12 protein-coding genes are annotated in these 14,397 nt (G+C 71.9%); 5 read left to right on the top strand and 7 right to left on the bottom strand.

Annotated features, from left to right (window positions below; genetic code table 11):
• Positions 1-8 precede the first annotated feature (8 nt).
• The 3 genes from WMF17_RS40345 to WMF17_RS40335 are packed head-to-tail and all read right to left on the bottom strand — an operon-like array spanning position 9 to position 2,771.
• Positions 9-1,013 carry a murein hydrolase activator EnvC family protein gene (locus WMF17_RS40345; RefSeq protein WP_437646381.1) on the bottom strand — a complete coding sequence of 335 codons (1,005 nt, stop codon included), beginning with the start codon at positions 1,011-1,013 and terminating at the stop codon, positions 9-11.
• A complete protein-coding gene (locus WMF17_RS40340; protein ID WP_437646380.1) occupies positions 1,010-1,903 on the bottom strand; it encodes a cell division protein FtsX in 894 nt (297 codons plus the stop codon). Before WMF17_RS40340 ends, WMF17_RS40345 begins: the two co-directional genes overlap by 4 nt.
• Positions 1,904-1,946: 43 nt before the next feature.
• Complete coding sequence (locus WMF17_RS40335) at positions 1,947-2,771, bottom strand: cell division ATP-binding protein FtsE (protein ID WP_437598781.1); 825 nt, start codon at positions 2,769-2,771, stop codon at positions 1,947-1,949.
• Between WMF17_RS40335 and WMF17_RS40330 the strand changes: the two genes are divergently transcribed.
• The 4 genes from WMF17_RS40330 (at position 2,744) to WMF17_RS40315 (ending at position 8,455) form a co-directional block, all read left to right on the top strand.
• Positions 2,744-3,733 (top strand): methionyl-tRNA formyltransferase, encoded by a 990-nt coding sequence (locus WMF17_RS40330; protein WP_437598780.1) that lies wholly within the window; start codon positions 2,744-2,746, stop codon positions 3,731-3,733. The two genes, WMF17_RS40335 and WMF17_RS40330, sit on opposite strands and share 28 nt — an antisense overlap.
• A gap of 206 nt (positions 3,734-3,939) precedes the next feature.
• Complete coding sequence (locus WMF17_RS40325) at positions 3,940-4,812, top strand: hypothetical protein (RefSeq protein WP_437646379.1); 873 nt, start codon at positions 3,940-3,942, stop codon at positions 4,810-4,812.
• Positions 4,813-4,837: 25 nt separating this feature from the next.
• On the top strand, positions 4,838-7,888 hold the full coding sequence (locus WMF17_RS40320) for a BamA/TamA family outer membrane protein (protein WP_437598777.1): 3,051 nt from the start codon (positions 4,838-4,840) through the stop codon (positions 7,886-7,888).
• A gap of 60 nt (positions 7,889-7,948) precedes the next feature.
• The gene (locus WMF17_RS40315; protein WP_437646378.1) at positions 7,949-8,455 is read left to right on the top strand and encodes a hypothetical protein; all 507 of its coding nucleotides are present in this window, start codon (positions 7,949-7,951) and stop codon (positions 8,453-8,455) included.
• Positions 8,456-8,586: 131 nt separating this feature from the next.
• Here WMF17_RS40315 and WMF17_RS40310 read toward each other — a convergent pair whose 3' ends face one another.
• The 4 genes from WMF17_RS40310 to WMF17_RS40295 all read right to left on the bottom strand — a co-directional run bounded on the left by WMF17_RS40310 (position 8,587) and on the right by WMF17_RS40295 (position 12,924).
• Positions 8,587-8,769 carry a hypothetical protein gene (locus tag WMF17_RS40310; RefSeq protein ID WP_437598774.1) on the bottom strand — a complete coding sequence of 61 codons (183 nt, stop codon included), beginning with the start codon at positions 8,767-8,769 and terminating at the stop codon, positions 8,587-8,589.
• A gap of 306 nt (positions 8,770-9,075) precedes the next feature.
• Positions 9,076-9,327, bottom strand: coding sequence for a hypothetical protein (locus WMF17_RS40305; RefSeq protein ID WP_129354294.1), 252 nt, complete (start codon positions 9,325-9,327; stop codon positions 9,076-9,078).
• Between the two features lie 483 nt (positions 9,328-9,810).
• Positions 9,811-11,094, bottom strand: coding sequence for a penicillin-binding transpeptidase domain-containing protein (locus WMF17_RS40300; protein ID WP_437598773.1), 1,284 nt, complete (start codon positions 11,092-11,094; stop codon positions 9,811-9,813).
• A gap of 177 nt (positions 11,095-11,271) precedes the next feature.
• Positions 11,272-12,924 carry a porin gene (locus WMF17_RS40295; protein ID WP_437598771.1) on the bottom strand — a complete coding sequence of 551 codons (1,653 nt, stop codon included), beginning with the start codon at positions 12,922-12,924 and terminating at the stop codon, positions 11,272-11,274.
• A 332-nt stretch (positions 12,925-13,256) separates the two neighbouring features.
• On the opposite strand from WMF17_RS40295, the gene WMF17_RS40290 reads away from it, so the two are divergent.
• The gene (locus tag WMF17_RS40290) at positions 13,257-14,351 is read left to right on the top strand and encodes a PhoH family protein (RefSeq protein WP_437598769.1); all 1,095 of its coding nucleotides are present in this window, start codon (positions 13,257-13,259) and stop codon (positions 14,349-14,351) included.
• Positions 14,352-14,397: the final 46 nt, after the last annotated feature.

Below are 14,397 nucleotides of genomic sequence, written 5' to 3'. Positions count from 1 at the left end.
CGGCGGCGCTACATCCCGAACCAGGGGCCCGGGTCGATCACGTCGGCGCCGCGACGCAGCTCGAAGTAGAGCTTCGCGCCGTCCGGCCCGCTCGCGACCTTGCCCACCCGCGCCCCGCCCGGGAGCTGATCGCCGGCGCGCACGTCCACGGCGCCGAGGCTCGCGTACACCGAGTAGTGCCGCTCGCCGTGATCGACGATCACGGTGAGCCCGTAGTCCGCGTAGGTGTCGGCGAAGGCCACCCGCCCCGCGGCCACGCTGCGGACCGGCGCGCCGTCCAGCGCGGTGAGCTCGACGCCGGGCCCGCCGGCGCCGCGGCGCGACACCTTGCGCACCTCCGCGCGGCCGGCGATCGGGAAGGGGAGCCGACCCAGGAGCGAGCGGAAGCCGGCGCGGCGATCGAGCTCGGCGGGCCCGGTGTCCGCGCCGTAGATCGCGAGGTAGTCGGGGCGCACGCTCGTCTCGAACGCGCGCCCGAACGCGGCGCGGCGCTCCTCCTCCTGGGCCAGCGCGACCCGCGCGCGGTTCATCGCCTCGCGGTGCACCTCGAGGGGCGCGCGCTCCGCGCCGAGGTGCGTGAGCCGATCCGCGAGCTCGGCGCTGCGCCGGGTCAGCTCGGCCTCGCGGGCGAGGTCACGCTCCAAGGCGAGCCGGGTGCGCTCCACGCGGGCGGCGTGGTCGACCAGCGCGTCGAACCCGCCGCCCACCGGGAGGAAGCCGGCGCGGATGTGGCGGTAGTATGCGCGGCCGCGCGCGACCATCCGGCGGCGGGTGAGATCGAGCGCGGGGCCGATGGAGTCGAGCTCCGCGCGCAGCGCCTTCTCCTCGGCGTCGAGCTTCGCGAGCAGCCGGTCGAGATCGTTCTCCGCCAGCGCCGAGCTCGGGCGCGCCGCCGGCGCCGCGGCCCGCGTCCCCACGGAGGACGGGGGGGCCGCCGAGATCTCGGCGCCGCTGGTCGCCGCGCCGGTCAGGAGCGCCAGCGCGATCGGCGCGAGCCGGGCGCGGCGCCTCACACGGCCACCATCTTGCGCAGCGTGAGCACCGCGGTCGCGGCGCCGAGCGTGGCGCCGAGGCCGACCATCCCGAGCGCGACCGGCCAGGGCAGGAACGACGGCGAGACGCCGAGCAGGTTGGCGAGCTCGTGATCGAAGCGGCCCCGCACCATCATGAACAGCGCGCCCAGCATCAGCAGCGCGCCGGCCGCGCCGGCCGCGCCTTGCGTCGCGCCCTCGACGATGAACGGCCGACGCACGAAGCCGTCGGTCGCGCCGACGAGCTTCAGCACCTCGACCTCGATCTTCCGGCGGTGCAAGAGGAGGCGCATCGTCGAGCCGATGACGCTGACGACGGCGCAGAGGACGATCGCCGCGAGGCAGGTGCTCGCGGCCACGCCGCCGCCGAGGAGCGACGAGAGCCGCTCCGTCCAGCGCTGGTAGGTCTCCACCGTGTCCACGGCCGGCAGGGCGCGCAGCTTCACGGTCATCGACGCGAGCGCCTCGTCGGAGATCTCCTCGGTGAAGCCGACCTCGAGGGACGCGGGGAACGCGCTCAGGGGCAGCGCGGCGAGGGCCTTGTCGCCGTCGTCGTGCACCACCTCGCGGCGCGCCTCGGCGCTCGTCACGAGCCGGACCTTCTTGACCCCCTCCGTGCGCTCGAGCGCGCGGGTGAGCTCCGCGGTCTCCGCCTCGGTCGCGCTGTCGAGCAGGTAGATCGTGGCGCGGCCCGCGCGCGACCAGCGATCGCGCACGGCCATGAGGTTCGTGACCACGAGGAGGGCCGACGCGAGGCAGACGAATGCAACCGCGAGCGAGAAGATCGACAGCGCCTGCAGGCGCCAGTCGCTCCTCCCGGCCCGCCAGGTGCGAAGCCATCTCCGCCCATCGTCACGCTCGCTGGTCTGCATCCCGTTCCCTTTATCCCCGTCGCATGAGGCGGAGCGCTCGGCGCTACGCAGCGCCGCGCACGCCGCTGTCCATCTCGTCCTCGTCGTCGCCGCCGCCGACGAGCTCGCCGCCGGACCCGAGGCCGTGCGGCACGTCCGTCGCCTTCCCGTCGTCGAGCACCACGACGCGCCGCGGGCGCACGTCGAGCAGCGTTCGGTCGTGCGTCGCGAACAGGACCGTCGTGCCGATCTCGTGGATGTCCTCGAACAGCCCGAGCAGATCGATCGCGAGCTGCGGGTCGAGGTTGCCCGTGGGCTCGTCCGCGAGGATCAGCGCCGGCTCCCCGACGATCGCCCGCGCGATCGCGACGCGCTGCTGCTCTCCGCCGCTCAGCACCTGCGCCCGGTCACCGCCGCGTCCCGACAGACCGACACGCTCGAGCGCCTCGCCTACCCGGGTCCGGAGCAGGCGCGACGGGAGGCCGAGCACCTCGAGCGCGATCGCCACGTTGTCGAAGACCGTCCAGCTCGGGACCAGCTTGAAATCCTGGAACACGAAGCCGATATTGCGCCGGAGCGCGGGGATCGACGCGTCGGTCAGGCGCGCGATGTCCCGGCCGAGGAACAGGATCCGGCCGTCGTCGACGCGCTCGGTGCGGTGCACGAGCCGGAGGAGCGTGCTCTTGCCCGAGCCGCTCGGGCCGGTGATGAACACGAACTCGCCTCGCTCGATCGACAGCGACATCCCGCGGAGCACCGGCTGATCCGCGCGGTAGGACTTATATACGTCCTCGAAGACGAGGATTGGCCGTCGCGCGGCGGACGCGTCGTAGCGGTGACCGGGCCGGAGCGCCGGACGAAATGAGCCTTGCGGAGGGGGCGCCGCCATCGGACCCTTCACCTATCAGCCTGCTCGGACACGGAAAACTTTTCGGCCGACGCCCGGGCGAGCGTCCTCTCCGGGTCGTCTTTTTCGGCCTCCCGCTGGCCGCGCTGCTGCTCCACGGCGACGGCCACGAGATCGCCCTGGCCGCGATCAGCCGCGCCGACGCGGTGGGGCTCCGCCGCGCCCGACGGCTCTTCGGCGCGCGCCTCCTCTTGCGCCCCGACGTCGGGCGCCCCGAGCTCGGGTCGCGCGTCGAGGCGCTCGCGCCCGACCTCCTCGTCAGCTGGTTCTGGACCACGCGCCTGCCGATGTCGCTCGTGACGGCGGCGCGGCTCGGCGGCATCGGCGTGCACCCCTCGCTGCTCCCGCGTCATCGCGGGCCGGATCCGACCTTCTGGGCGATCGCCTCGGGCGACGCCGAGAGCGGCGTCACGGCGCACCGGATCGAGGCGGAGTACGACACCGGCGACATCCTGGAGCAGGAGAGGCTCCTCATCGATCCGGCGTGGACCGCGTGGCAGCTCGCCCGCGCCCTGGACCGGCCGAGCCTGCGCGTCCTGCGACGTACGGTCGCCCGGTTCGCGCGCGGCGAGGAGGTGGCTGGCGTCGCTCAGGATCCGGCGCTCGCGACGGAGGCGCCCGCGCCGGACGACGAGGCGTGCGCCATCTGCTGGACCTGGCCGACCGAGCGCGTGCTGCGGCACGTCCGCGCCCTCGCGCCGGCGCCGGGGGCGTGGACCGAGATCGAGGGCGTCTGCGTCATCGTGCTGCGGGCGGCGCCGGCGCCGAGGTTCCCCGAGGCGCTCGCGCCGGGCGAGGCGGTGGCTGAGGGCGGGGTGGTCCTCGTGCGGACCGGCGACACGGCCGTCGCGCTGCTGGAGGGGGAGATCGATGGCGAGCCGGCGTCGGCGGGCGAGCTCGCGGCGCTCGTTTCGTCGGGCGCGTCGGGGGCGCCGAGCGGGTGACCGCCGGCCGGGGCGCGCTCGGCAGGCGGCGTTGGCGCCGGCGGGGTCGCCTGGCCGGCGCGCGGGCCATCGAATCCTGAACCTACGCGCGCGCGACCGCGTAGGATGCGCCCCTCGGAGGATTCATGTCGGAACCCGCGCAGCTTGCGAAAAGCGCCCGCGAACTGCTTGCATCGGCGCTCAATGCGCTCCAGTCGAACGGGGGAGTGTCGCCGGAAATCGAGGCGCTCGCCGAGCCGATTGCGCAGGCGATGGGCATCATGCACCGCATCGAGCGCTCCGGGGGGCAGACCCTCGACGGCAGCGAGATCGCGCTCGGCCACGTGCGCGACGTCCTGAACCGTCTGCAGGGGATCACGGTGGCGGATCCGGTGATCGATGTGTTGATGGATCACGTCGCCTCCTCGCTGAGCAAGGTGCACGCGCTGAGCAGAGCGCAGGCCGCCGCAGCGCCGGCTCCGGTGGCCGCCCCTGCGCCCGTCGCGGTGGCCGCCCCTGCGCCCGTCGCGGTGGCACCGCCGCCCGTCGCGGTGGCCGCCCCTGCGCCCGTCGCGGTGGCCGCCCCTGCGCCCGTCGCGGTGGCCGCCCCTGCGCCCCTCCAGCAGACGCTGCCCTCGCCGCAGCCGTCACGGCATGTGCCGGCGCCCGCCCCGCCCGCTCACCCGGCCGCCTCCCGCCCGGCTGCGGACGCGCGCCGAGCACCGCCGCCCCAGGCCACGCAGCCGTCTGTCGACAACCGCACGCCCGCCGCCGTCGTCGACGTCGAGCTCGGCGCTTTGACCCCGTCGAATTTTTACAAGGGCCTCGCTGGCAACGATGTCATCGAGCACGGGGGCATCTTCGTTGCGACCTACAAGATCCCGCCGACCGGCTCCGTCGTGAGCCTGCGTGTCCGCCTGCCGGGCGACTACGAGTTCGCCGCGCTGGCGACGGTCCGGTGGACGCGCGAGGCCGGCGGTTCGAAGGACTCGGCCGAGCCGGGCTTCGGCGCCAGGATCACGCAGATCTCGGCGGAGGGCCGCCAGCTCGTCTCCCGGTTCACGCGCAACAGGGAGCCGCTCTTCTACGACGACCTCTGACGCCGCAACGTCGCCTCGATCTCTGGTGAATCGTTCTACCGCGCGCCCCGGCTCGCGAGCGAGCCGGTCGCTCCACCGCGTAGCCTCCGTCCTCTCCTCCGTCGCCCTCGCGGCGCTGCTGCTCCTCGCGCCGCGTCCTGCCCGGGCGACAGGCGACCCCGATCTCGCGTTCTGGACCTTCGAGACCGCGCACTTCCGCGTGCACCATCCGCAGGGTCTCGAGCCCATCGCGGCGCGCATCGCCTCGCTCGCCGAGACGATCTACGGACGCGTCGAGCACACGCTCGGCTACGCCCCGCAGGGCCGCACCGAGATCGTGATCACCGACGACTCGGAGAACGCGAACGGATCGGCCGGCACGCTCCCCTACAACGCGATCCACCTCCTCGTGTCGGGGCCCGAGGACATGTCGACGCTCGGCGACTACGACGACTGGTACCTCGACCTGCTCACGCACGAGTTCACGCACATCGCGCACATCGACAACACCTCCGGGATCCCCGCGATCCTGAACGCGATCGTGGGCAAGTCGTTCTCGCCGAACCAGGTGCAGCCGCGGTGGATCATCGAGGGGCTCGCCGTCGTGAGCGAGAGCAACCACACGAGCGGCGGCCGGATGCGCTCGACCACGTTCGACATGTACCTGCGCGCCGACGTGCTCGACGACAACATCGCGGGGCTCGATCAGATCTCGAGCTCCCCGTTCCGCTGGCCGCAGGGCACCCTCTGGTACCTCTACGGATCGAGGTTCCTGGGCTGGATCATCGACGTCTACGGGCCCAACACGATGCGCGCCGTCTCCGCCGACTACGGCGCGTCGCTCATCCCGTGGGGGATCAACCGCGCCGTCCGCCGCGTGACCGGCAAGACCTACGTCGAGCTCTACGAGGGCTGGAAGGACCACCTCCGCCGGCTCTACCGGGAGCAGCTGGCGGCCGTCGAGGCGCGCGGCCTCCGCGAAGGCACGCGGCTCACCCATCACGGCCGCACCGTCTATTACCCGCGGTTCGTTCCGCCCGTCGCGCGCCGGACCGCGGCGGACGAGATCGTCTACTTCCGCGACGACGGCCGCACCCGCCCCGGCATCTACCGCCTCTCGCTCGCCGCGCCCGCGCCCGGGGCCGAGCGCCAGGAGGCGCTTGTCGCGCGCACCAACGCGGCCTCGCGACCGGCGTTCACGCCGGCCGGCGACCTGATCTTCACGGCCCTCATGCCGTGGCGCAATCAGTACTATCGACACGACCTGGTCTTCCTCCCGCGCGGCGAAGAGGCGCCCGACGGCGACGAGCCCGCGCGGCGCCGGCTGACGCGCGGCCTCCGATCCTCGGCCCCCGACGTGAGCCCGACCGGAGATCTCGTCGCCTTCTCGCTCAACAGCAAGGGCACCCGCTACCTGGAGATCGCGCGGCTCTCCCGGGACGGCACGCTCTCGGAGCGGCGCGATCTCGTGCCGAGCGCACGCTTCGAGCAGGCCTACTCCCCGTCGTTCTCTCCCGACGGCAAGCGCCTCGCCTACAGCGTCTGGACCGCCGGCGGCTACCGCGACATCCGCGTGGTGGACGTCGCCACAGGCAGCTACCGCCAGGTGACGCGCGATCGCGCCACCGAGATGAGCCCGGTCTGGTCGCCCGACGGCGAGACGCTCTATTTCACCTCCGACCGCACCGGCATCCACAACGTCTACGCCTACGCGCTCTCGGCCGGCACGCTGCGGCAGGTCACCAACGTCAGACTCGGGGCCTTCCATCCGGCGATCAGCCCCGATGGAAAGACGCTTGTCTATGTCGGATATACCTCCCGCGGCCACGACCTCTTCGTCATGCCGCTCGACCCGGCGCGCTTCCTCCCGGCGCCGCCGCCCCCGACCGACCGCCCCGATCCCGCGACCGAGCCCTCGGCGGTGCGGCTCGATCGCTCCCCCTACAGCCCGTTTCCGACGCTCGCGCCGCGCGCGATCACGCTCGACTACGCGCCCGGGAGCTATGGATCGAACGCGCTGACCGTGAGCGTGACCGGCTCCGACATCGTCGGTCGCCACGGGGTCTTCGGCGAGCTCACCGTGCAGCCGGACGCGCCGGCCCCGACCGTCCTCTTCGGGTACACCTACGGGCGGTTGCCCATCGATCTCGGCGTCCGCGCGTACTACGCCATGTCGCCGCGCAGCGGCTACCGCATCAACGGCCGCAACGTCACCTACGACGAGCGATCGATCGGGATCGTCTCGGGCGTCAGCTACCCGATCCGCGGCGAGTTCTCGCGGCAGAACCTGAGCGCATCGTTCAGCAGCGTCGCCTTCAAGGGGCAGCTCCCCATCGGCAACAAGCTTGACCCGTACGCGCCCCGGACCGTCCTCCCGCCGCAGGGCACGCTGAACCTCGCGCACATCGGCTATGGGTTCTCGAACGCCGAGGGCTCGATCGACGCTGCCGGCGCGCGGCGCGGGCTCTCGCTCAACGCTGGCCTCGATTACGCCGGCCCGGAGACGGCCAGCAGCTATACGACCTACGCGTTCTCGACGGCCCTCAGCGCGTACGTCGCGATGCCCTGGTCCGGCGACCACACCCTCGCATTCCGCGTCGCCGGGGCGGTCTCCGGCGGCAACTTCTCTCGCGGCGCCACCTACGCGGTCGGCGGGTACGATCTCGAGAACCTCACGCTCGTCGACACCCTGCTCACCGGGGTCACGAATAGCTCGTTCACGCTCCGCGGCTATGCGCCGGGCGTGATGGCGGGTCGCTCGTACTTCTCGCAGACGTTCGAGTACCGCGTGCCCCTCCTGCAGCCCGATCGCGGCCTCTCGACGCTGCCGCTCTACCTGCGCCGCATCGACGCGAGCGTCTTCCTCGACCACGGCGGCGCATTCAACCGCTTCGAGACGGACGACATCGCGCTCTTCACGCAGAAGAGCCTGCTCTACTCGCCGCAGCTGCACACCTCGATCGGCGGCGAGGTGTGGCTGAGCCTGACGCTCGGGTACTTCCTCTCTTCGCAGCTGCGCTTCGGGTACGCGTACGGCCTGAGCCCGCTCGCGATCCCCGGCGGCCAGCTCTACTTCGTCGCGACGAACTCGTTCTGAGCGCCGCGCGCCGGCCGGAAACTTTGCCCGTGCCGACCCCTTCGCCCACGGTGCTCGGCCATGCGCCGCTTCCTCCTCGCCCTGAGCCTCGTCCACCTCGCCGGCTGCGGCATCGTCCCGAGCAGCTCCCAGCGCCTCACCGAGGCGGCGCTCGAGATGAACACGGCGGCCCGGTTCGGCCGCATGGATGTGGCGCTCGAGCGCGTCGGGTCGAAGGCGCGCCAGGACTTCATGAGCCGCCACGCGGACTGGGGCACGCGCCTCCGGGTCGTCGACGTGGAGTTCGGCGGCTTCGAGATGACCCAGCGCGACGAGGCCGAGGTCTACCTCGATGTCCTCTGGCTGCGGAACGACGAGGCCACGGTCCGCGCCACCCGGGTCGCGCAGCGCTGGCGCGACGAGCGAGGCCACTGGGAGCTGGTCGGCGAGGAGCGACGCAACGGCGACACCGGGCTCCTCGGCGAGCCCCCGCCGCAGGAGAAGGCAGCCGGCGAGGCGACGAGCGCGAGCGACCCGGACCGGCAACCCGGCCTGAGCCTCCACACGCGTGTCATTCGTGATGAGTGAGCGCCGCCGCTGGACCGGGCGACTCTAGGCCGTGCGCTGGGACAGCGCGGCGCGGGCGGGACATCGGTGATCGCTCGGGCCGCTCCGCAGCGGCGGCCCCGCGTGTGGCCGGCGGACCGGCCATGCACCCGTCAGGAAGCCGGCGAAGGGCTCGCGGGAGCGGCGGCGCCCTTGGAGGCGCGGGGCTTCTTCGCCTTGCCGGCGACCTCGGTCGTGGCCCGCGACAGCTTGCTGCGCTTGGCGCGTTCCTTCTTGGCCGTCTGCGCCTTGCGGCGCTTCATCTTCATCGACTGGCGGCGATCGCGCTTGCCCATCTGCTTCAATCTCCTCACGGTCGGGGCGCGGGCGCGGCATCGTGACGACAGCTCGCCAGGCGAGCCCCATCCTGCACCGGTGGATGGCCTACCGCGGGGCCCCTCAAAGGGAGCGGGACTTTGCCCAAGCGCGAATGGAAGCGCAAGGGGCAATGCGCTCGGAAACGCAGTTCTTGCGCTAGACGAGTGTGCAGTAGGGTGCTCCGGCAGGCCGCCCGTTGGCAAGCCGTGGTTCGCAGGGCGCAGGGCTGCGGGCCGTTACATCAGGCGCAGGGTTCGCGCGGCTCCAGGCGCATCCGGCTGCGCTCAGCCGCCGACCGCGCCGTCCAGCGCGACCTCGCGGCCGCGCACCTCGAGGCGGTACCGGGAGTTCACGGTCTCTATGTAGAAGACTTCGCGCCCGGCGAGACGCAACACGCGCTTGACCGGCGTCGTCACGTATTCATGCATTCCGTCGGAGAACTCGATGACGATGACCGAGCCTTTCCGTGGTGCACGGACGAGCCGGCCAACGACTGCGCGCGATCCCCGGCCGAGCTTGCGGAGCACAACCTGCACAACAGAGATGCTAGCACGCAGATCTCGGCCGAGCACAAGCTGCACAAGCAGCAGCCCTCGCAACTAGGTCCCACCCTGGCCCAGGGTGTCCGGCTGCATCGGAGCGGCCCGGACCTTCGCACCGCGGACGGCGAGCAGGTGGTGGGGGGCCGGTCCTGGGCGGAAAAGTTCTATAAATCGATCGTCCTCGCGGGCGTACAACGGTCCTGCAAACCCTGCCAGCCGTCGAGCAGGCACATCGACCGCGCGTCATCATCGCCGGATCGCGCTCAGGGCGGAATTCTGGCGAACGATCTCAGCCTTGAGGCAGGGTCACGCAGCCCACGGCGTGGTTTGTCTGACATCCAGCCCGGTCGGGCCGCGCTGGCGGTCGCGTCGCCTCGGTCCGGGCGCTCCTCCCTGTGCTCGGCCGCTGCTGCGCCGCGTAGCGCGCCAGGTCGGGCCTGGCGCACCGCGGCTCAGCGGCTCGCCCAGGTGTCCGCGTCATCGCCGATGGGCGGTGGAGCTGGCCCGGTTGCTCGGATCGGTCACGCCGGGCGCGCCCTTGTCCGCGAAGTAGGTGCGGAGCATGTCGCACGCGACGTTTGTCGCTTTCACTCGCCATTTCGGGGCGTTGGCGACCATCACGGAGATCGCGACCTCCGGTTTGCGGCTCGGGGCGAAGCCGACAAACCAGGTGTAGAAGGGCCCCTCGGGCCCCGGCTTCGTGAGCGTCCCGGTCTTGCCGGCGACGCGGATATCCGGGAGGTAGGCGCGACCGTTGCGATCGTGGAACGAGCGGTAGCTCGTGCCGTTATCCACCGTCGCTTCCATCATCGCGGTGACCGCGCTCGCCGTGCTCTCGTCCATCACCCGCTTGAGCACCTGCCGCTCGCTCGCGCCCTGGTAGATCTCGCCGATTTCGTCCTTCACGCTCGACACGACGTGGAGGCGGATCATCTCGCCGCCGTTGGCGACGATGGTCGCCAGGTTCGCCCCCTGGAACGGCGACAGCGTCGTGTTCCAGAAGCCGGCCGCGGTGCGCGCGAAGCCGAGGTCGTCCTCCGGCAGCGAGATCGTGCTCGCCGCGATCTTGACGTCGAACGGCGTGTCCTGTCCCCATCCGAGCTTCGCGGCCACGGCGCCGAGCTTCTCGTGGTCGAGGTTCTTGGCGGCGAGCCGCGCGAACACCGTGTTGATGCTCCGGCCCATCGCCTGCGTGAGCGTCGCGCAGTACTTGTCGCGTCGCTTGTTGTCGATCATGTCGGCCGGCCGGATCGAGTGCTCGCCGCCCGAATAACACTGCTTCGTGCTCGGGCTCAGGCCGGCCTCCATGAGGGCGGTGCCGGTCACGACCTTGAAGATGCTCGCCGACGGCGCGGTGGCCTCGGCGGCGACGTCGTGCAGCGCGCCCTCGTGCACGTAGCTCGCCCAGACGAGCACCTTCCCGGTGCGGATATCGGTCATCACGACCGCGCCCTCCGGGACCTGGCCTGCCCGCAGGAAGCCGATCGCCGCGCGCTGGTACATCGGGTCGAGGGTCAGCTCCGCGACGCGGCCGGTGTGCGCCGGCGCCGTCGGCGGGCTCCTCCGGTCGTCGATGCGCGTGAGGTCAAGGTCCGTGAGCGGCGGCGGCGTCACGGTCCGTGTGATCTTCGGCGCGCCGGCGATCGTCTTCTTGGCGAGCAGCCCTCCGAGCTCTACGTCGTGCTCGCGCAGCATGGGGAGGGTCACGGCCACGAGCCCCACCGCTGCACCGACGGCGATCCACTGACGCATCTCGCGCATGGCCCGACGGGTACCCTGCTGCGGTGCCCTGGGCCAAAATTGAGGCGCCCCATCCGCCTGCCTGCGTCCCGCGGGCCGCGCGCCCAAGATGCCCTGGCGGCAAATTTCGTTTGAGGGCAAACGATCGAGGGCCGCGGCCGGAGCGCCGGCCGCGGCGGAGAGGGCGGCGCTGCGGGGCTAGAACGACAGGCCGAGCCGGGCGCCGAGCTCGTGCAGCGCGTGCGCGTCGGCCCGCTTCAAGGTGTTGCCCGGCACCCGGAGGAGGTTCTCGTCCGAGCCGCTGCCCGGCGTCAGGTAGGCGTTGTAATTCACGCTGAGCCGCACGTTCTTTGTATGCCAGTAGTTGGCGCCGAGGCCGAGCTGCATGACCTTGAGGTCGGTGCCCGGCCCGCCCTCGGCGCCCGGCGTGTTCTCGTCGTGCGTGCTGCCGTGGCGGGACGCGCCGTCGTACGTCGCATGGATCCCCGCGAGCAGCGCCGCGACCTCGAGCCCCGACCTCGGCTTCTCGGGCTCCTTCGCCAGATCGACCTTCGCGGGGCGCGGGCTGTACCCGGGGTCGCCGGTGACGAAAGCGTCGCCCACGGGCCATGCGGACAGCTGCACGTACCACGCGAGGCCGTTCACCTGGCCGAGCCGCTCGGTGTTGGTGAGCTGATAGCCCTCCACCGCCTCGCGGGTGTTGTTCGCGAGGTAATACGCCTCGGCCCGGAGCTCGACCCACTTGATGGGCAGCCGGAGCTCGCCGCCGATCGCGTTCTGCGCCCCCGACGGGATGACGTGGACCTGCCGCTGCAGCGAATCCCTGTAGCCGCCGCCCCAGAGCGTGTACCCCTGCCCCGTCCTGATGGGCGCGTAGTCGTAGCCCACGTAGCCCTGGTCGCGCTCCCCGTGCTGTGCGCTGACGCCGATCTGCGCCTTGGCGAGCAGCCCCTTCTTGTCGCCGGCGAACGGGCGGGCGAACACGCGGCCGATGAAATCGGGCGGCGCATCGACGCCCGGCCGGTTCTGGCCGTCGCCGGCGACCACGCCGATGCCGTAGGAGAACATCTTGTCGGCGACGTCGCCCCACGCCATCAACCCGATGCTCTTGCCCTCCGGGTGGGCGAAGCTGCGCATCGCGATGTTGCGCTCCATGAACGTGATGCTGTTGCTGCTCGTCTGGATCTCCATCCCGAAGGGGGAGTTGAACTGTCCGAACATGAAGTTCAGCGCCGGCATGACCGAGTAGTTGATCCAGACGTCGGCGAGCGAGGCGCTCGCGCTCGTGCTCTGGACCGCGGCGAAGCGCGCCGTCTCGGCCGTCGGCTCGGCGCCCGCCGGCGCGGCGGAGGTCTCGCTCCTGCCGTTGGCGTTCCCGAGCGGCTGGCCGGCGAAGTCGACGTCGAGCTTGAACGACCATCGTTTCAGGAATTCGCCGTCGAGCTCCAGCCGCGCACGACGGACGAAGAAGCGCGGCTGCAACGCGTTCCCGCCGTCGGCCGCCTTCACGTCCGAGACCCCGCTGCCGAAGCTGCTGGCGAAATCGAGGTGGATCCGCCCCTTCGGGTACAGCCGGAAGGTGTCGCTGGCGTCCCGCAGGAAGAAGCCGCCGTGCCAGCCGGCCAGCGGCTGCTGCTCCGTCACGACCGCGGCCTCGGCGGTCGGCGCGAACACCTGCGCCGGCGGCGGCGGCACCGCGGCGGCCGCTGCCGCTCCAGGAGGAGGCGGAGGCGGTAGCTGCGCTGCCGGTGGCGGCGCCGGATCCGGCGGCGGGGCGGTAGCGGGCGGCGGCGGCACCGCGTCGGCGGGCGGCACCGCGTCGGCGGGCGGCACCGCGCCGGCGGGCGGCACCGCGTCGGCGGGCGGCGCCGGCGCCGGTTGCGCTGGGCCCTGGGGCCCAGGCTGTGCTAGCGCCGAAAGGCCCGACAGCGTAACAGTCATGCCCAGCAGCGCCGATGTAGCTAACCTCATGCAGTTCTCCCTGTGCGCGGCTCGCCCGCGCGCCCGATACCACTCGCATTTCACCGCGAGATTATGACCAGGACGTTACGATTCCGTGTAGGTCACAGGGCGAGCGGGCAGGACAGTCGCGTGAGAGATGGGTGTAGTCAAGGGCCCGTTCATGGGAGGACGGCACGTACCGGCGGCGGAGCGCCGGGGCAAAGGCGGGGAAGGATCACGCGATGACGACCAGCGTGCGGATCACGGCGGATGTCGAGGTGCTCGACAACAGCACCTTGGTGGCCCTCGCCGGGCCAGGGAACGAGAATCTCAAGCTCATCGCGCGCACTCTTGGCATCGAGTCGGGCGTCCGCGGCAACACGATCCGGCTCGCCGGGGACGCGGACAAGGTCGCGCTCGCCGAGCGGTGCCTGGCCGAGGCCGCGCAGATGTTGAGGAGCGGCGTGGTCCTCGACCCGCAGGACTACGTCCGCGGGGTGCAGGCGCTCCGGGACGACCCGGGGATGACCCTGCGCGATCTGTTCGAGGACGTCGTCCTCATCTCGGCGCGCCGCCGGCCGATCTCGGCGAAGGGGCTGGCGCAGAAGCGCTATATCCAGGCGATCCGATCGCACGACATGACGTTCGGCATCGGGCCGGCGGGGACGGGCAAGACGTACCTCGCGATGGCCATGGCGGTCCACGCGCTGCTCGAGCGCCGCGTCAAGCGGATCATCCTGACCCGTCCGGCCGTCGAGGCGGGAGAGCGGCTCGGCTTCCTGCCCGGCGATCTCGCCGAGAAGGTGAATCCTTACCTGCGCCCGCTCTACGACGCGCTCCATGACATGATGGACGCGGACAAGGCGCAAGGCCTCGTGACGCGCGGTCAGATCGAGGTCGCCCCGCTCGCCTTCATGCGCGGCCGCACGCTCAACGATTGCTTCGTCATCCTCGACGAGGCGCAGAACGCGACGAGCGACCAGATGCGCATGTTCCTCACGCGCCTCGGCTACGCCTCGCGCGCCGTGGTGACCGGCGACGTCACGCAGGTCGATCTCCCGCACGGCGCGCGCAGCGGCCTCGCCGAGGCGCGCGAGCTGCTCGCGGGGATCGAGGGGATCGCGATCTGCTCGTTCACCGAGGTCGACGTCGTGCGCCACCCGCTCGTGCAGCGGATCATCGTGGCGTACGAGCAGCGGGACGCCGAGGTGGCCCGCCTGCGCGAGGAGCGACGGAGCGAGGCGGGTCGCGGCCGCGGCGGCGCCGGCGGCGAGGCCGGGGCTGCACCGCAGGGCCGAGCGGCGGGCGAGTCGGGCGGAGCCGGCGGAGCGAGCTGACGCGCGACGCCGCTGGACGAGACGCCGGCGCCGGCGTTCTCATCCA

This window comes from Sorangium sp. So ce362 (assembly GCF_051519845.1).
GTDB lineage: Bacteria > Myxococcota_A > Polyangia > Polyangiales > Polyangiaceae > Sorangium.
This window is presented reverse-complemented; position numbering and strand designations above follow the sequence as displayed.